We start from the raw sequence: 16,242 nt of genomic DNA on the forward strand, positions 1-16,242 counted from the left end.
CTTCATCCTGCAAAATAACCTAAGCAACTACATCCAATATATGCATGTTATATTCTTTGATCTTCCTGGATAGCTCAACAAGCTCAGCCGAAGGTATCTGCCTGATGACTTCCCCGCTCTCTTTATCAATTACCTTGACTGTTACGGCATCTGACTCACTATCAACCTCAAATCGAATGGTCCTGCTGTAAAAGCGTTCAAGATCGGAAATAGCATTTGATATCTCTGCTTTTTTATTTTCCTGATTTGCCCTCTCCTCCGCCACAGGTGCCACCGGGGTCTCTTTGACCCCATATCCCGTATTTTTATCTGTCTTTAACGGAACAGCGTAGTCATGCACTCCCACTGCTTTTAAATCAACATTGTTATTTTCGTTCATCATAGCTGACTCCAGGGATATATGGGGAAGGCCTTACAAGACCCTCCCCATACCCTTATGTTCCGCATTCAGCCTGATTCACTACTTCAAGAGCTGAAGCGCCATCTGTGGAATCGTATTAGCCTGGGATAAAACAGCCATTGATGCCTGTGTCAGTATCTGGTTTTTAGTAAATACGGCTGTCTCATAGGCAAAATCAGCATCCCTGATACGTGACTCTGCAGCTGAGAAATTCTCAGAAGCTACCCTCAGATTGGAGATGGTTATCTCCAGTCTGTTCTGAGCAGCGCCAATGTCACCTCTCTTACCTGCGACGTTTGAGATTGCACTGTCAATCATGGATAGCGCAGCGGCTGCACTTGCAACAACAGAGATGGTTAGAGACGCACCTGTAAGTCCAAGTGCACTCTGAGAGTGCAGAGATGCTGCACCACTGAGTCCTGAAAGAACATTTACCGTATTGCCACTTGCATTCTGGAATCCCACCTGCAGTGAAATCCCTGTCGAACTGAGTGAACCATTCAGCAGTTTAGTACCGTTAAATTCTGTAATATCGGCAATCCTGTTTATCTCAGCCGTCAATGCCTGATATTCCTGGTCAAGTTTTCCCCTTTCGGTATCGCCAAGGCTGCCATTGGCCGACTGTTGTGCGAGCTCCCTCATCCTGATCAGGATGTTGCTTATCTCGCCCATGGCGCCTTCTGCCACCTGTGTAAGACTCGTCCCATCCTGAGAGTTTCTAACAGCCTGGTTGATGCTGCGTACGTGAGCCCTTAACTTCTCAGATATGGCAAGGCCTGCTGCATCATCCTTTGCGGAATTAATCCTCAGACCTGACGACAGTCTCTCTATGGAAAGTTTCAGAGCTTCGTTGTTTTTGGTAAGATTTCTTTGAGCAGTCAATGATGCTAAGTTCGTGTTTATAACTAATGACATGTTTTATCCTCCCTGTTTTATTGTTAATACCAGCTCTGTGCTGGTATTGGGCATCCTTGCCCATGTTAGTCACTCTTTTCTTTCACCTCCTTTTATATTTTTATTTGCTTTTTATATCTCATTTTTTTTCGGTTTCATACAAAGAAACTTTAGACGTCATTTTATTCCATTGTGACATTGAGGGTGAGCTGCGGAAGTATCTTGTACCGGGATGTTTTCTACGGATTGAGGACAGGACTGTCCTGAAATACAGGATACCTGAGTGGATATCTTTCATCTAAGAGCACTATCTGTTTTGCCTCCCTCGTCCTGAGATTTACAATAAGAGGTCCCTGCAGATTTGCTGTCATCAACTCCGGTAACTCATTGGGTATAGTTACGATCACAATGATACAAAGGTCGTCCGTACCTGCTATATTAAGTTCTCTGACGTTGTGCTCCTCTATGTCACGAACATAATCATAGCTGAATAGCAATGGGTCTATTACCACAAATACAAGATCAGGATCATCAACAGCCTGAAGCCATTTGAAGGGGACATCAGGATTATTCATATGGTTTAACAAAACGTAGCGCTTTACATCAGGAAAGCCAAGCAGGCCACTATGAAATATCATGATCTTATTTTCGTCTATGTCAATCTCGCCAAATCTGGTTGTGCAGAGTTTCATATACCCCCTTCATTTCCTTTTCTTTTATCTATCCACAGCGTGAAGAGTCTTTGCAGATTCTCTGTGGTTGATGCTGCAGCCTTTATATTTTCGGCTTTTATCTTTTCATAGACCTCATCACGATGAACCTGGGTATTCTTCGGGGCTTCTATCCCAATCCTGACCTGATTCCCTTTTATCTCCAGGATGACAAAACTTATATCCTCCCCAATCCTTACCCCCTCACCTGACTTCCTTGTCAGAATTAGCATCTTTCCCCTCCGTGGCTTTTCAGAGCATAATCATTTTACCTCAGAAAATCTAAAATGGAAAGCTGAAGCACCCTGGCAGCTGTTGCCCTGGATGCCTCCAGCATACTTTGCTGCAAGGTCATGTCTGATATGATTTTAGTAATATCTGCATCTTCAGTATCACTCTTGTATTTTGCAAGATCAAACTGTAATTTATCAAAATGGTTCTTTGCCGTCTCCAGCCTGTTTAACCTGGCACCAATCCCGGCACGTGCATTGTTAACCTGGTCCATTCCGGCTTCAAGGTCAGTCATTGCACCCTCAATCCCGTTAACATCATTATTCTCCATTGCCGTTTTCAGATTATTCAATGTTGCAAGGATGTCTGTCCCGTCAGTCGCAGAACCAAAGACATCATAACCCGGCACATTGATTGATATGGTGCTGCCTGTATCTATCTCAATGTCCATTTTGCCGCCAGGAGAAGCAGTACCGTTATAACTGTCTGTAAAATCATAAGGAGCGGCATCCGTTCTGAGACCGGAAAAGATATATCTGTCATCATATTTCGTATTTGCAATTTGCCTCACCTGTTCATATAACTGCTGCACCTCCTTAGCCATGGATCTTCTGTCAGCAGCGTTGTTACTCCCGTTGAGGGCAAATATGGCAAGCTCTTTTACCCGAATAAAATTATCCTGTGTCGCTGATACGGCAGTCTCCGTTGCATTCAGGAAGGCTGTGGCATTATTTATGTTCCGCTGATATTGTTCTGTCCTGGATATGGCTGTATTATAGTCCAGGATCTTTGTGGCCCCGGCCGGGTCATCTGAAGGTTTTATAATCCTCCTGCCGGATGAGGCGCTATTCTGATATTCCAGAAGCTTCTCCATATTCCGGTGCAGGTTTCCCATAACAGTATTAAACATCTCTTTATTTGAAACACGCATTGTCCTGTCCTCAGGTTACCTTGTGTTTATTCTATTTAATAATCCCTAACAAGGCGTCAAATAATTCATTACCAATTGTAATTAGTCTGGCTGATGCCTCATATGCAAGCTGATATTTCATCAGGTTTGTCATCTCCTCATCGAGTGACACACCTGATACGGACTCTCTCATATTGCGAAGATGTTCAGATGAAAACTCCTGCGCCGAATACTGGTTCTTAATGTATTGCGACCTGACTCCTATATCCCCCACCATAGACCCGTAATAACTGCTGAAGCTTGAATTACCGTCAATAATAAGGGCATCCTGCAGGGCTATGAGGTCAAGTGCATTCCTGTTGTCTCCCTTGTTGCCGGTTGCAGTGACAGCCGCGGCTATTTTATCCCTCTCGTTCACATCTATAGCCACTTCAATATCTCTCGCACTATTTTTGTGTGCGCTTATGTTGTACCCATCACCGGATGCAAAGGCTCCCGACAACGTGAAGCTGAGACCTTCAAATGTAAATGCAGCCGGACCCGAATAAGCGGCTGATGTTGAAGCATTAGTAGCTGTATTTGTCAGGGTGTAGTTTCCGCCTGAGAATTCAAGCATATAATTATTAAATGTCAGGGCAGAAGGGTCATCAATCGTAATACTCAGGTTCCCCGTTCCGGTGTTGGTGCTATGAGATTTAATTTCACCAAGATCCACCGACAATTCGTCTCCGACTTCATAGCCGGGGGAAAACAGGTTCAACCCCGTTGATCCATCAAGCCCAAATCCGGTTCTGTGCACCTGATTAATGGCATTCGCTACTGATGCAGCAAATCTGTCAAGCTCATTAATTGCATCAACGGTCTCAGTATCCCTGATCGCAAGAAATCCATTTATTCTGCCGCCGGAGACCCTGTCTGTAATATCAAGCGAATTTGTGCCATCAGGAGACCATGCAATATTGTAGTAGCCGTTGTTATCGGCATTGCTCACAGTATTGAGTCCCCATGTATTACCCTTTTCGACCAGTGTAGCCATTCCTCCGCCAATTACAGTGACCTGTCCGGAATCATCTTCAAAATATTGAATATCTATCTTCTCAGCCAGATCATTCAGGAGTCTTCCCCGCATGTCCCTGATATCATTTGCATTCTTGCCTGTCGCCTCTGCCCTCTGTATCTGAGTATTAAGGGAGGCAATTTGAGAGGCGAGCCTGTTTACGTCGGTAACGGTCTGTTTAATCTGGCTATTCATATCCTTCTGCAGCTGTTCCAGACTGTTGTACATACTATGCATCTCATTCGTGACTGCATCAGCCCTTGATAGTACGGAAACCCTTTCAGCAGTGCCTGCAGGGTTTGCAGACAAATCCTGCATGGAATTAAAAAACTGATCCAGCAGTTGATTTAATCCGCTGCCGTCAGTATGGTAGAAGAGGTCTTCGATTTTGGAAATACCGTTCTTTTGAACATCCAGATTTCCCAGCATCTCTTTGCTGTCTGTAAGCTGTCCCTCAATGAAGCTGTCATACCTCCGAATGATAGCCGATACATTTACGCCTGTCCCTGTCTGTCCTGGATTACTGCTAAGGGGCATGCCTTCTTCAAGAATAACTTCCTGACGCGAATAGCCTTCTGTGTTGACATTTGCAATATTGTGAGATGTCACCTGCATGGCCACCTGCTGGGCCATCATACCATGCTTGCCAATATTGAATATGTTGATTATGCCGCTCATTACTACCCCTTTTTGCATACTAACGTACCGACCACAGTCTCCTGGCCTATACGTCCGGACGCGTGATACACAGGCAACTGACTTACAAGACGATTCAGAAATGATAAAGAATTCCTTGTATAGTTTATTGCCCTGTCCGCAAGTATTCCATTTATCTGATTAATCTCCTTTATGCTCTCCACTAATGACCTTAAATTTGACCGGCATGCCTCCATCCCCTTTTTGTATCTTAGCGGCGCCTTGTCTATTACAACAGACAGTGTTGCAGCAGGATCTGCCTGATTATTATCATGTATCTCTGAAATAAGCTCAGCCCTTGCATCCTCCAGTACCCTGAGATTAAAAATAATCGTCTCCTTCTGATTGTGGCACTCGTATAGTTTATCCAGAGACAGGTCTATCATACACTGCCTTTCCCTCTGGAGCAGAGAAAGAAAATCCCTGAACAGTGTTACTTCTCTTTCCAGTATTTCAAGGAGGTCTGAATATTTATCGTCCAATGATTATTCTCCTGACAGCAAAACAAAATAATGTTCACTCGAAATTCTTGGTTCAAATCCCCCCTCTCCCCCCTTTACTAAAGGGGGGAAACTAATTTCCCCCTTTGTAAAAGGGGGACTAAGGGGGATTTTATCATCTGCCTTTGCGAGAACTGGCTCATGACAGTTCACTTATTAATCGGGATGCTATATCTTCAGCACTTACATTATATGCACCCATCAACATTTGATTACTGATAAAATTGACTTTATCTTCCCTAATTTCAGGCAGCCTGTTGAGAATATTCCTTATATGGCTGAACTCCTTAGCCCGCTGAGATATCTGAACATTACTGCCGGTTGATATATCACATATCCCCCTTGCTCCATACGGAACGTCAGGTTTTTTTTCGATAACCGATGATTTACCGGTTCCATTGCTGTCAGGGATATTTATCTCAGCTATCATAGCCGTAATCTTCATCTTAAAATGCTCCTATCTACGTGTCATTCCCACGGAACTTGTCCCCGCAGGACTTAAGCGGGGAGTGGGAATCCAGAACCAGGCCATCGGTCTGGATTCCCGCTTACGCGGGGATGACGTTTCCAGAAACCCTGGTTAGCCTGAGGCTCATGACAGTTCACCTGAAATACCTTTCCCTGCTATCTTTTTTAGCTTAATATCGGCTGTTGCTGGCATTTTGTTGATAAGGGATTTACTCCTTTTTCTCTGTATCAGCCGTCCATTGTCTTATCAATAGCTGGGATAGCCCCATAGCCCCGCTGTTCGCAATTCCTTCCGCTACCTTCTCATCCATTAGAGAAGTATATATTTCACCACCTGCCCCAGGATCCATAAGACCGCTTTTGGGGATTGTGTCCCGCATTTTCTTTAACAGATAGGCGACAAAGTATGCCTCAAATTCCTTTGCTGCCTTTTCATATCCCTTGACATCCTTATTCTTTGTCAGGTCCTGTATCTGATTAGTTTGTATCTGTCCTGCGTTCATCTTAATATCTCCACTGATTCTTCAAACGATTTTATATGATCTCAAGATCTGCCTGCAGTGCCCCTCCTGCCTTAATAGCCTGGAGAATAGCTATCAGGTCGCGCGGGGTCACACCCACAGAATTTAGCGCCCTCACTACCTCATCAACAGTAACACCGGACTGTAAAACTATCAGCCGCGCCTCCTGTTCATCAACTGATACATCCTTCTGAGGCACAACTACGGTCTGACCCTTTGAAAAAGGCCCTGGCTGAGATACGTCCGTCTGTGTTTTAACCTGAATAGTAAGGTTTCCATGAGATATTGCTACTGTTGATATACGCACATTCTCTCCCATAACAACAGTCCCAGTCCGCTCATTAAGGATTATCTTAGCCGGGGCATCTACCCTGACATCCAGATTCTCAACTGCCGCAATAAGCTCAACAGCCCTGTTTTCATATTCCTGTGGTATAGAAATAACTATTGTACCGGCGTCCCTGGCATGAGCTATTCCCTCCTTCAGATTCTGATTTACTACGCCGGCAAGCCTGACAGCAGTACTGAAGTCATTGTTTCGCAGGGTAATAGTCAGTTCCTTTTTTACGTTCAAATCCATAGCTACTTCACGTTCTATGATCGCGCCATCTGCAATCCGTCCGACGGTTGCATGGTTTTTTTGCACACTGTCTCCGCCCCCTCCTCCTATGTATCCGCCGAGTGAGACAGGCCCCTGAGCGATTGCATAAACCATATCATTAGCTCCTTTTAAAGGAGTAAACAGGAGAGTTCCTCCCTGAAGACTGGAAGCATCACCAATGGATGAGACGATTACATCTATGCGGCCTCCTTTTTTTGCGAAAGGCGGGAGTTTTGCCGTAACCATAACTGCAGCAACGTTCTTTACACTGACAGCCGACGGATCAATGGTTATACCCATCCTCGTCAACATTGCAGTCACGCTGCGTATGGTAAACTCAGTACCCTTTTTGTCACCAGTGCCATTAAGTCCAATAATCAAGCCATATCCCATCAACTGATTGTCCCGGACGCCGCCAACACTGGCAATGTCTTTAACACGCGCTGCCTCCAGCGGAGCTGCGAGAGTAAGCATCAACGATACTGTAATTACTGAAGCAATTATTTTATTCATAATGTTAAACCAGCCTGTTCGCCTAAAATGGCCATACCTTGTCTATAATCCTTACAAACCATCCTACTTTCTGTTTGTCACCTATTACACCGTCACCTGTATACGTTATCCTTGCGTCTGATATGTATGTAGAAAGAACCATGTTGCCAGGGCCTATATCTTCAGGCCTGACTGTACCGCTGAGAGATATGAGCTGGGTTTCGTTGTTGACAATAACTTCCCTCCTTCCGTCTATTACGAGGTTTCCATTTGGAAGCCTGTCAATTACCTTTGCAGTCAGGACTGCTGTGAGGTCACTGCTCCTCGAGGTTGACCCTGAACCATCATGCGACTCAGAGGTCTCTGCACCCACCCCTGCCTGTGATAATTTATCAGATGACATGCCAAAAAAAGCTGATATAGACGTAGAAAGGTTTGAGTCCTTCGCTGTTTTAGTGGATGCATTCTTTTTACCGCTGGAGCTTTCAACTATCCGCACTGTAACCACATCACCGACATTGTGGGCCTTCAAATCACCGAATAGAAAACCATTTTGCCTCTCTTCAGACCATAGAGAACCGTCACTATCCTCACTTGATGCCCTGCCAGATGACACCGCTGCAATCTGACGTTTATCATCTGCATCACACCATCCTGGGAGCAAACTGATTATAAGAACCCCAATGACTATAAGATATTTCATTTCATCTCCTCTTTACCACCTGACACTGACAGTACCGTCCGCAACAACTTCGCCAATGACCTCTTTCCTGGACTGCATGTTTGTTATCCTGACAGGACGCCCTCTGAAGCCGTCTTCACCGGCAATACCCATTGCAGTTACTCTAAGCATGTCTGAGTCTGCAATAATAAACACCTTGTCTCCTCTCTTAAACAACGGGGGCTCTTCCAGGACATTTTCAGTCAGGATTGAATTGGCCGCCACAAACCTCTTAACCCTCTTTCCGGATACTTGCCCTATGTCGTCAAGATACCCTCCCGGCAATCTCGATAACTCCCTTCTTCCTATATAAAAGTCACTGTCATTCAGTACCTGTCTCTCTTTGAGCGGTTTTGATGATAGAACCACGTCTACCCAGACCCCGATCTCAGCAGTAACCCATGAAGACTGGACTTTATTGTCAGTACCTGTTATTTCCAGCATGAACGAAGTCCTTCCGGTCATTGAAGCCCCTGAAGCCGGTTTCAGGTGATACCGTCCGTCAGGAGGCATTGTAATATTGTTTGCTACATTAACATTCTTCACTGTTACCTGTTCCTCTGTCCATGGTGTGTTCTCAATTACATACGCCTTTATTATCTTTCCAATGTCCCCTGACTGCAATGAGCCGGATGAATCCGCAGCAAAGACAACGCTGTTGCCTGCTAAAATAATACCGGACAATGACAGAGCTGCTATTAAAAGAAATATCCTCTTCATTTTTTAATTACCTTTTGACCTCATTGGCAGTACGCATCATCTCATCAGCTGTCTGAATGGCCTTTGAATTAATTTCATAGGCACGCTGCCCTATTATCATATTAACCAGCTCTTCAGCAATATTTACATTGGATGCCTCAAGAAATCCCTGGGCAATTGTACCAAAACCTGCATCACCTGGTGCGCCTGTCTGGGCTTCCCCTGATGCATCAGTCGGGATAAAGAGGTTTCTTCCAAGGGCATTGAGCCCCGACGGATTCGAAAATCTTGCAAGCTGTAAAGTCCCTACTTCTACAGGCACAGGACTCCCGGACTGCAATACTGAAATTGTCCCGTTGGCACTTACAGATATATTTAGTGCATCTGAGGGTATTGTAATGGATGGTTCTACAGTATAACCGTCTGACGTTACCATCCTTCCACTGCTGTCCTTCTTGAATGAACCTCCCCTCGTATAGCCTACTGTCCCATCAGGCATCAGTACCTGGAAAAATCCATCACCTTCTATAGCAAGGTCAAGCGCATTCTGGGTATTCTGGAAATCACCCTGGGAAAATATCTTTTGAACCGAAGCCGGCCTTACGCCTGAGCCGATCTGTATGCCTGCAGGCACCTGAGTGTCTGAACCTGACGGCGCCCCTGCGCTCCTTACCGTCTGATACAGGAGGTCCTGAAAATCTCCGCGGCTCTTTTTAAAACCGGCTGTGTTGACATTTGCAAGGTTATTTGAAATCACATCAATATTAAGTTGTTGAGCCTCCATACCCGTTGCTGAAATATATAGCGCCCGCAGCATAATAAATCCCTCCTTTTATACCCTGCCAACCTCGTTGGCTTTTGCTGACATCTCATCCAATGTGGTCATTACCTTTTGATACGACTCATATCCGCGTAATACACTTATCATTGATGCCATCTCTTTAACTGAATTGACATTTGACATTTCAATAGCCCCCTGCAGGACTTTATAACCCTCGGCAGTCTTCTCCCCGGTGCCCGAGAACAGGTTATTCTGATCCTTTTGAAGCATATATGGCTTATCAAAATCCACTATCCTGATCCTGGCTACCTCACTTCCATCAACAGACACCCTGCCTTCAGCATCTATTGATATCTTCCCCTCCTCCACTACAATAGGCCCCCCCTCACCCATTACCATATGGCCGTCAACAGTCGTAAGGGCATTGGATGAATCAAGGACAAAATTACCACTCCTTGTGTAACGTGCCCCTTGCGGTGTGTCTACTACAAAAAACCCCTCACCCTCTATGGCAAGGTCTAAAACATTCCCAGTCTGCCTGATAACGCCTGTATTGAAATCAGTAAACACACTGTCAATCACTGTGTAATACTTGTCTTTTACAGGTGATGCTGTTGCAGTAGTACTGGTTGAATCAGGCACATCAACCCTGAAAACAGGCCTGTCTGCCTTGTAACCTGCTGTGTTGATATTTGCAACATTATTGGCAATAATAGTCAGGAGGTTTTCATAGGCCACCCCCCCTGAAAGTGCCGGATATATACCTTTGTTCATCAAACCTCCTTAGAAAAATACTACAGCCTGACTTCTGACAGTAAGCAATCCGCATGCCAGGACAACCCTGAGATACTCCAACTTAATATGTTTCGTAGTTTCAATTAGTTAGGAGTTATGCTTCATTTTATATACACAGCAGCTCTATTGAATACAGGCATTTTCTGCCGGGTGATACAAGCCACTTTTGCCCGGTTTATTCGTCAAACAGTTATGACAACCGTCGCAATTTGCCTGTCTGCGATCCTGACAGGATTCCTTGTTTCGCTTGTCTAAAGTCTCTTTTGACTGAACCGATACTTTTAGCGTTATTATGTCAGAGGATACCGACATACAGCCTGTATATACAATACGCGTTGCATCCTCGCTTACAGGCGTATCTTCCGGAACCATACGCGAATATGAACGTCAGGGGCTGTTGCGCATCCATAGAGATTCCAGGAATAATCACCGCCTCTTTACTCATGCAGAAATAAAGTGGATAACCCACATATGGCACCTCATACACAGGGAAGGGCTCAACTATGAGGGTATCAGGCGGCTTCTTCTGACCACACCATGCTGGAAAGTGCTTAAGTGTCCGGCAGAATTGAGAAATGCCTGCCAGGTCTATATGGACTCTAAATCTGCCTGCTGGTCATTGGATGAGCTGCCGAGATGCTGCGTCGCAAACAGCAGAAAATGCCAGACATGCAGGGTTTATGATGCAGCGAGGGAAAATCAGTACCTGGTACCGTCAATATTTGTTGAATCAGGAGATTGAAGATAGAAAATGGATATTCTCATTCCTCTTGGTATTGTTTTTAGTATAGCTGCTATTCTGATAGGGCAGGCCCTTGAGGGCGGACACGTCGGGTCTATCATGCAGTTTACAGCCTTCCTGATCGTTATCGGAGGGACTATCGGGGCTGTCATGGTCAACTACCCTCTTAAGCCATTTCTTATGGCATTTAAACTCGCCATAGGGGCAATATTTCCGGGAAAGACTGATTATGAGGGTTTTATTTCTCAACTCGAGAATTTTGCACAGATTGCAAGAAAAGAGGGCATCCTTGCCCTTGAGTCACGGGTCAAAGATGTTAAAGACCCCTTTCTTGGGAGGGGACTCCAGTACGTAATTGACGGGACTGAGCCGGAGATGCTCAAAAAGATACTGGAAATTGAGATGTCGTATCAGGAAGAGCGCGAAATGTTGTCAGCAAAGGTATTTGAAACAGCCGGGGGATTTGCTCCGACTGTCGGAATCCTTGGGGCAGTCCTGGGATTAATCCATGTCATGGAAAACCTCGCAGACCCGAGTAAACTGGGTGGAGGTATAGCAACGGCATTTGTTGCAACAGTCTATGGGGTCGGCTCAGCAAACCTCCTCTTTCTGCCGCTTGCCGGAAACATAAAGATAAAAATAAAGAGCAAGACACTTATAAAGGAGCTCACAATAGAAGGGCTAATCGGAATAGCCACTGGCGAGAATCCGCGTCTGCTTAGAGAAAAATTAGAGGGCTTCATTGAAAAAACAAATAATAAACAGACTAAGAAATAATCAATAATGGAGCACTGATGTCAAAGAAGAAACATGAAGAACATGAAAATCACGAACGGTGGCTGGTATCTTATGCAGATTTCATAACACTATTATTTGCATTTTTCGTAGTAATGTACTCCACATCATCCATAAACGAGGGTAAATACAGGGCTGTTAGCGAATCTGCCCAGGCGGCATTCAATCCATCAAGTCTTACTTCAAAGAAAGTCGAGATCGGACCAAAATTATCCTCAGGAGACAGGACGACCGGCAAAGTTGAATATATAGCCGCAATAAAGAATGTACTGAAGACATTTGAACAGAATAAAAAGGTATCGGTCTTTCAGAACACAAAGGGTATAGTTATCAGGATTACAGATACAGCACTTTTTGATTCCGGAAAGGCAGAGATCAAGAGTGAGGCATTAGAGACCATTGACCATCTGGCAGGCACCCTCACAGGCATCAAAAGAAATATTCAGATAGAAGGACACACCGACAACATCCCGATCAACAGCCCTGTTTATCCCTCAAACTGGGAACTGTCTTCTTCAAGGGCAACAAGCATAGTGCGCCGTTTTGTCAATATGCGATTGGAACCATCCAGCCTTACTGCAATAGGTTACGGTGAGTACCGTCCGATAGCGTCAAACGATACTGAAGAGGGACGCAGCAGAAACAGGAGAGTTGACATCGTTATTTTAAATGAGAAACAGCAAACCGGCGAAGAACAATTCACAAATCCCTTTGCAAACTTGAAAGTGGAATGATTGTTAATACTATTAAGTTTACACTACGCAGTAATATCAATGTGATTTGATTTGTCTCCGGTCTCATCCTTATCGCTTTCATCCGCATAATCTTTTTCTTTTTTTTCTGATTCGTGCTGTTGTCCCTTTTCTTCGTCTCTTACACTTATTTCAACCCTGTCAACCGGTTCCTTATCTTCAATAGTCTTTCCTTTGGTCTCCGCGCTCTTCTGTCCCTCAGATGTATGCCTGGCTTGTTCTGCCTGTACCTGTTGCTGCTGAACATGCTGAACCCTGTCAACTCCGGCAATATTGGACAGCACCTGCTGTATGTTGGATACGCCTGCCATTGTAAGTTATAACCTGAATTGGGAGGTCACGGCCTGTAACTCTGATGCTATTTTAGAAAGTTCGTTTGCGGAATTGCTTGTTTCCCTGACACTGCCTGCAGTCTCTCTTGTAACAGCAGCTATGCCCTCCATATTTGATGATATATCCCCGGCTGCAGCAGACTGCTGCTCAGAGGCTGCAGCGATCTGATGAATCATATTTGATACATTTCTTACTATATCTACTATCCTTGTCAGGCTCTCGCCTGCGCTCGAAGCAAGTTCCACACCTGTCTCAACATCTTTTCTCCCGCTGTTCATTGCATCAACCGCCCCCGCTGTCCGCTTCTGAATAAACTCAATCTTATCCCTGATTTCTTTCGTTGATTTTGAAGTCCTCTCAGCAAGTTTTCTGACTTCATCTGCCACTACAGCAAACCCCTTTCCATGTTCACCGGCCCTCGCTGCCTCGATTGCAGCATTCAGGGCAAGAAGATTGGTCTGGTCCGCAATATCATTTATGACAGTTATAATATACCCTATCCGGTCTGAATTCCTTCCAAGCTCTTCAATGGTCTTTGCAGACTCTTCCACATATTTTGCTATTCCCTGCATCCCTGACACTGTCATGGAAACAACCTCGCCTCCGTTCATTGCCATTTCCGAGGCCTTCCTGGCAAACTCAGCAGCCTGACTCGTATTGCCGGCAACCTGACTTACTGTAGCACTCATCTGCTCAATGGCAGTAGCGACCTGCGTAACCTGCATGTTCTGATTTTCAGTACCTTTGGATATATGCTCAGAGGTGGCAGACAACTGCATTGCCGTGAATCCGGCACGTTGAGTTAATTCAGCCGCCCTGGTAAGCACATCAGTTATTTTATCCGCAAATGTATTGAAACTTAGGGCAACTTCCCCTGATTCATCCATCCTGTCTGTATCAAGCCTCCGTCGCAGGTCTCCGTCGCCTTCAGCAATTTCTTTAAATACCAATGCCAGATTGTGTAATGGCGAAACGGTCATTCGAGCTATGAAGTATGCCATAACGAATCCTGTAATTATCATGGCCAGGCTCATAAACGTAAATATCCTGTTATTCCATCCTGTTATGGATTCTATGTCTGAAATCCTGTTACTGAACATTTCAGAAGTTCTTCGTTTATACAATTCAAGCCGTTCTTTAAGCCCTGATACAGATTCACTGAATCTCGTCATACCGGATTCTATCATCTGCGGGTCTCTGCTGATTACTGCCTCTGTTATCAGCCGGCCGTCATGGTTAAACCTTTCAAATAATTCGCTTATTTCTTCAATCTCCCTGATCCCGGATGCATCACTGATTTTAAGTTCATTGATTGATGCGGTAAATCTGTCTGAGCTCTCTTTGGCCCTGGCCATGATACGGGTATCTGCTGATCCAGCCGTATTTGAGTAATAACCCACTATTGCCTGAAATTCGGATAAAAGAATATGTGTATGCTCAAGGCGCAGATAATCTCGGTTCCTGAGTTCATGTGAATGCCTCTGAATGGCTTTGTTTGAAATAAAGGAAAACAGGGTGGTAGAAACAAACAGGAGAGATAATATGCAGAAACCAAGATATATTTTCTGTCTTATTCGAAGAGAATTTAAATACCTCATTCCTGGCCTACAATAAGCAGTTCTTCCAGATTCAAGACTGTAATCAGCCTATCTTCCTTTTTACCGATACCCATAATGTACTTGGAACTGGTATTTTCATCAATAGCAGGACAGGGCTCAAGCTCATCAGGACTGAGATTTATAACATCTATAACAGCATCCACGACCAGGCCTGTCATCCTTGTCCCGGAATCAACGACAATAATCCTTGATGATTCTGTACATTCTGTGACACTTGTGCCCATTCTGTTCCTTAAGTCTATTACCGGGACTATTTTTCCCCTGAGGTTTATTACACCTCCGACATAGGAAGGGGCCTTTGGGACCTTTACTGCTCCAATAACTCTTATGATCTCCTGAACCTTCATAATGTGTATACCGCACTGTTCATTTCCTACCATAAAGGTAACTATTTGCAATGTATCATCTGCAACTGCATTGTTCTTCATTATGAAAGTATCCTTTCTGTCATACCATGCCCTCTCACAACATATTGATTATTTCATCGGCGATCTTTCCAAGCGGAACTATCTTATCTACTACACCACTGTCTATAGCAGCCTTTGGCATCCCAAATATTATGGAACTCTCTTCATCCTGGGCAATAACTTTTCCGTTCATTTTCTTGATCATCTTAAGCCCTTCACAGCCATCCTGTCCCATCCCTGTCATAATGACACCAAGGGCATGTCCTGAATAAGTCTTCGCTACTGATTCCATAGCAACATCCACTGAAGGCATATGTATCATTTTGGGTTCATTGGTCAATCTTATGTGCACATCACCTGCCCTGCCCCTTTCAACTGTAAGATGTGAACCTCCCTTTGCAATAAGCGCCAGTCCAGGTTTGATGATGTCGCCATCTTTAGCCTCCCTCACCCCAATGTGGCACAACTCACCCATCCTCTCTGCAAAGGATGCAGTAAACAGGGGCAGCATATGCTGCACAACTATAATCCCGGCGGGAAAGTTTCCCGGGAGCCTTGGCAGCACGTCCTGAAGAGACTTGGGACCTCCTGTCGAGGATCCAATAATTACAATATTAATGCTGTGCGCATCAGGCTTATGCTTGAAGTCATGATTCAAAACAGAAACAGGTATTGCATCAACTAACCGTTTCATCTTATTTTTACTGCGGCCAAACATCTTTACCTTGCTTACAATTTCATCCTTTATATTGGTAATATTAACGATATTTCCTGACAGATGCTTCGGCACATAATCAACAGCTCCAATATCGAGCGCCTTCATGGTCTCCCTTGCCCCTTCTTCAGTAAGGGAGCTGACCATTATAACAGGCACAGGCATATCCTTCATTACATGCCTCAGTGCATCCAGCCCATTCAGCCGAGGCATCTCAATATCCATTGTAACAACATCAGGAACCAGGGACTTTACTTTGCGTACTGCATCCTCACCATCTGACGCCTCCCCGATAACCCTTATATCCGGGTCAGAGTTCAGCATACCGGTAATTGCCTTTCTCATAAATGCAGAATCATCCACCACAAGAACCCTAACAGGACTGCTCATTACGAAGGACCTC

At 44.7% G+C, this 16,242-nt stretch carries 21 protein-coding genes; 3 read left to right on the top strand and 18 right to left on the bottom strand.

The annotated features are described in order from the left end of the window. Positions 1–19: 19 nt before the first annotated feature. The 14 genes from IT393_09855 to flgF form a co-directional block, all read right to left on the bottom strand. Entirely contained in the window at positions 20–379 is a 360-nt protein-coding gene (locus IT393_09855; protein MCC7202948.1) for a flagellar protein FlaG, read from the bottom strand. Positions 380–460: 81 nt separating this feature from the next. Next, a complete protein-coding gene (locus IT393_09860; GenBank protein MCC7202949.1) occupies positions 461–1,315 on the bottom strand; it encodes a flagellin FliC in 855 nt (284 codons plus the stop codon). Positions 1,316–1,533: 218 nt separating this feature from the next. Next, entirely contained in the window at positions 1,534–1,986 is a 453-nt protein-coding gene (locus IT393_09865; protein MCC7202950.1) for a flagellar assembly protein FliW, read from the bottom strand. Continuing rightward, on the bottom strand, positions 1,983–2,237 hold the full coding sequence (gene csrA / locus IT393_09870) for a carbon storage regulator CsrA (GenBank protein ID MCC7202951.1): 255 nt from the start codon (positions 2,235–2,237) through the stop codon (positions 1,983–1,985). Before csrA ends, IT393_09865 begins: the two co-directional genes overlap by 4 nt. Positions 2,238–2,272: 35 nt before the next feature. Next, a complete protein-coding gene (flgL, locus tag IT393_09875) occupies positions 2,273–3,166 on the bottom strand; it encodes a flagellar hook-associated protein FlgL (protein ID MCC7202952.1) in 894 nt (297 codons plus the stop codon). A gap of 31 nt (positions 3,167–3,197) precedes the next feature. After that, on the bottom strand, positions 3,198–4,880 hold the full coding sequence (flgK, locus tag IT393_09880) for a flagellar hook-associated protein FlgK (protein ID MCC7202953.1): 1,683 nt from the start codon (positions 4,878–4,880) through the stop codon (positions 3,198–3,200). A gap of 2 nt (positions 4,881–4,882) precedes the next feature. Next, positions 4,883–5,380: a flagellar protein FlgN gene (locus IT393_09885; GenBank protein ID MCC7202954.1), complete on the bottom strand. Its 498-nt coding sequence runs from the start codon at positions 5,378–5,380 to the stop codon at positions 4,883–4,885. Positions 5,381–5,537: 157 nt separating this feature from the next. Continuing rightward, on the bottom strand, positions 5,538–5,828 hold the full coding sequence (locus IT393_09890; GenBank protein MCC7202955.1) for a flagellar biosynthesis anti-sigma factor FlgM: 291 nt from the start codon (positions 5,826–5,828) through the stop codon (positions 5,538–5,540). Positions 5,829–6,075: 247 nt separating this feature from the next. Next, a complete protein-coding gene (locus tag IT393_09895) occupies positions 6,076–6,369 on the bottom strand; it encodes a rod-binding protein (GenBank protein ID MCC7202956.1) in 294 nt (97 codons plus the stop codon). A 31-nt stretch (positions 6,370–6,400) separates the two neighbouring features. Further along, entirely contained in the window at positions 6,401–7,501 is a 1,101-nt protein-coding gene (locus IT393_09900) for a flagellar basal body P-ring protein FlgI (GenBank protein MCC7202957.1), read from the bottom strand. Between the two features lie 22 nt (positions 7,502–7,523). After that, the gene (locus IT393_09905) at positions 7,524–8,183 is read right to left on the bottom strand and encodes a flagellar basal body L-ring protein FlgH (protein MCC7202958.1); all 660 of its coding nucleotides are present in this window, start codon (positions 8,181–8,183) and stop codon (positions 7,524–7,526) included. Between the two features lie 12 nt (positions 8,184–8,195). Beyond that, a complete protein-coding gene (gene flgA / locus IT393_09910) occupies positions 8,196–8,921 on the bottom strand; it encodes a flagellar basal body P-ring formation protein FlgA (protein MCC7202959.1) in 726 nt (241 codons plus the stop codon). A gap of 7 nt (positions 8,922–8,928) precedes the next feature. Next, a complete protein-coding gene (gene flgG, locus IT393_09915) occupies positions 8,929–9,717 on the bottom strand; it encodes a flagellar basal-body rod protein FlgG (GenBank protein MCC7202960.1) in 789 nt (262 codons plus the stop codon). Positions 9,718–9,732: 15 nt separating this feature from the next. After that, a complete protein-coding gene (gene flgF / locus IT393_09920) occupies positions 9,733–10,455 on the bottom strand; it encodes a flagellar basal-body rod protein FlgF (GenBank protein ID MCC7202961.1) in 723 nt (240 codons plus the stop codon). Positions 10,456–10,768: 313 nt separating this feature from the next. Here flgF and IT393_09925 point away from each other — a divergent pair, with 313 nt between their 5' ends. Genes IT393_09925 through IT393_09935 form a run of 3 tightly spaced genes read left to right on the top strand, consistent with a single transcriptional unit; the run spans position 10,769 to position 12,747 of the window. Continuing rightward, positions 10,769–11,218 (top strand): MerR family transcriptional regulator, encoded by a 450-nt coding sequence (locus tag IT393_09925; GenBank protein MCC7202962.1) that lies wholly within the window; start codon positions 10,769–10,771, stop codon positions 11,216–11,218. Between the two features lie 9 nt (positions 11,219–11,227). Beyond that, entirely contained in the window at positions 11,228–11,995 is a 768-nt protein-coding gene (locus tag IT393_09930; GenBank protein MCC7202963.1) for a flagellar motor protein, read from the top strand. Between the two features lie 17 nt (positions 11,996–12,012). Next, a complete protein-coding gene (locus tag IT393_09935; GenBank protein MCC7202964.1) occupies positions 12,013–12,747 on the top strand; it encodes an OmpA family protein in 735 nt (244 codons plus the stop codon). Between the two features lie 23 nt (positions 12,748–12,770). On the opposite strand, the gene IT393_09940 is transcribed toward IT393_09935, so the two are convergent. The 4 genes from IT393_09940 to IT393_09955 are packed head-to-tail and all read right to left on the bottom strand — an operon-like array spanning position 12,771 to position 16,229. Further along, a complete protein-coding gene (locus tag IT393_09940; GenBank protein ID MCC7202965.1) occupies positions 12,771–13,076 on the bottom strand; it encodes a hypothetical protein in 306 nt (101 codons plus the stop codon). Between the two features lie 6 nt (positions 13,077–13,082). Then, positions 13,083–14,696, bottom strand: coding sequence for a HAMP domain-containing protein (locus IT393_09945; protein ID MCC7202966.1), 1,614 nt, complete (start codon positions 14,694–14,696; stop codon positions 13,083–13,085). After that, complete coding sequence (locus IT393_09950; protein MCC7202967.1) at positions 14,693–15,145, bottom strand: chemotaxis protein CheW; 453 nt, start codon at positions 15,143–15,145, stop codon at positions 14,693–14,695. Before IT393_09950 ends, IT393_09945 begins: the two co-directional genes overlap by 4 nt. 34 nt (positions 15,146–15,179) lie before the next feature. Beyond that, entirely contained in the window at positions 15,180–16,229 is a 1,050-nt protein-coding gene (locus IT393_09955; protein MCC7202968.1) for a chemotaxis response regulator protein-glutamate methylesterase, read from the bottom strand. Positions 16,230–16,242: the final 13 nt, after the last annotated feature.

It is taken from the genome of Nitrospirota bacterium, from assembly GCA_020851375.1.
Classification (GTDB): domain Bacteria; phylum Nitrospirota; class 9FT-COMBO-42-15; order HDB-SIOI813; family HDB-SIOI813; genus RBG-16-43-11.

What these genes read in the sequence shown, in the direction of transcription:
- IT393_09855 (MCC7202948.1), bottom strand. Translation starts at nt 379, where the DNA reads ATGAACGAAAATAACAATGTTGATTTAAAAGCAGTGGGAGTGCATGAC.
- IT393_09860 (MCC7202949.1), bottom strand. Translation starts at nt 1,315, where the DNA reads ATGTCATTAGTTATAAACACGAACTTAGCATCATTGACTGCTCAAAGA.
- IT393_09865 (MCC7202950.1), bottom strand. Translation starts at nt 1,986, where the DNA reads ATGAAACTCTGCACAACCAGATTTGGCGAGATTGACATAGACGAAAAT.
- csrA (MCC7202951.1), bottom strand. Translation starts at nt 2,237, where the DNA reads ATGCTAATTCTGACAAGGAAGTCAGGTGAGGGGGTAAGGATTGGGGAG.
- flgL (MCC7202952.1), bottom strand. Translation starts at nt 3,166, where the DNA reads ATGCGTGTTTCAAATAAAGAGATGTTTAATACTGTTATGGGAAACCTG.
- flgK (MCC7202953.1), bottom strand. Translation starts at nt 4,880, where the DNA reads ATGAGCGGCATAATCAACATATTCAATATTGGCAAGCATGGTATGATG.
- IT393_09890 (MCC7202955.1), bottom strand. Translation starts at nt 5,828, where the DNA reads ATGATAGCTGAGATAAATATCCCTGACAGCAATGGAACCGGTAAATCA.
- IT393_09895 (MCC7202956.1), bottom strand. Translation starts at nt 6,369, where the DNA reads ATGAACGCAGGACAGATACAAACTAATCAGATACAGGACCTGACAAAG.
- IT393_09900 (MCC7202957.1), bottom strand. Translation starts at nt 7,501, where the DNA reads ATGAATAAAATAATTGCTTCAGTAATTACAGTATCGTTGATGCTTACT.
- IT393_09905 (MCC7202958.1), bottom strand. Translation starts at nt 8,183, where the DNA reads ATGAAATATCTTATAGTCATTGGGGTTCTTATAATCAGTTTGCTCCCA.
- flgA (MCC7202959.1), bottom strand. Translation starts at nt 8,921, where the DNA reads ATGAAGAGGATATTTCTTTTAATAGCAGCTCTGTCATTGTCCGGTATT.
- flgG (MCC7202960.1), bottom strand. Translation starts at nt 9,717, where the DNA reads ATGCTGCGGGCGCTATATATTTCAGCAACGGGTATGGAGGCTCAACAA.
- flgF (MCC7202961.1), bottom strand. Translation starts at nt 10,455, where the DNA reads ATGAACAAAGGTATATATCCGGCACTTTCAGGGGGGGTGGCCTATGAA.
- IT393_09925 (MCC7202962.1), top strand. Translation starts at nt 10,769, where the DNA reads ATGTCAGAGGATACCGACATACAGCCTGTATATACAATACGCGTTGCA.
- IT393_09930 (MCC7202963.1), top strand. Translation starts at nt 11,228, where the DNA reads ATGGATATTCTCATTCCTCTTGGTATTGTTTTTAGTATAGCTGCTATT.
- IT393_09935 (MCC7202964.1), top strand. Translation starts at nt 12,013, where the DNA reads ATGTCAAAGAAGAAACATGAAGAACATGAAAATCACGAACGGTGGCTG.
- IT393_09940 (MCC7202965.1), bottom strand. Translation starts at nt 13,076, where the DNA reads ATGGCAGGCGTATCCAACATACAGCAGGTGCTGTCCAATATTGCCGGA.
- IT393_09945 (MCC7202966.1), bottom strand. Translation starts at nt 14,696, where the DNA reads ATGAGGTATTTAAATTCTCTTCGAATAAGACAGAAAATATATCTTGGT.
- IT393_09950 (MCC7202967.1), bottom strand. Translation starts at nt 15,145, where the DNA reads ATGAAGAACAATGCAGTTGCAGATGATACATTGCAAATAGTTACCTTT.
- IT393_09955 (MCC7202968.1), bottom strand. Translation starts at nt 16,229, where the DNA reads ATGAGCAGTCCTGTTAGGGTTCTTGTGGTGGATGATTCTGCATTTATG.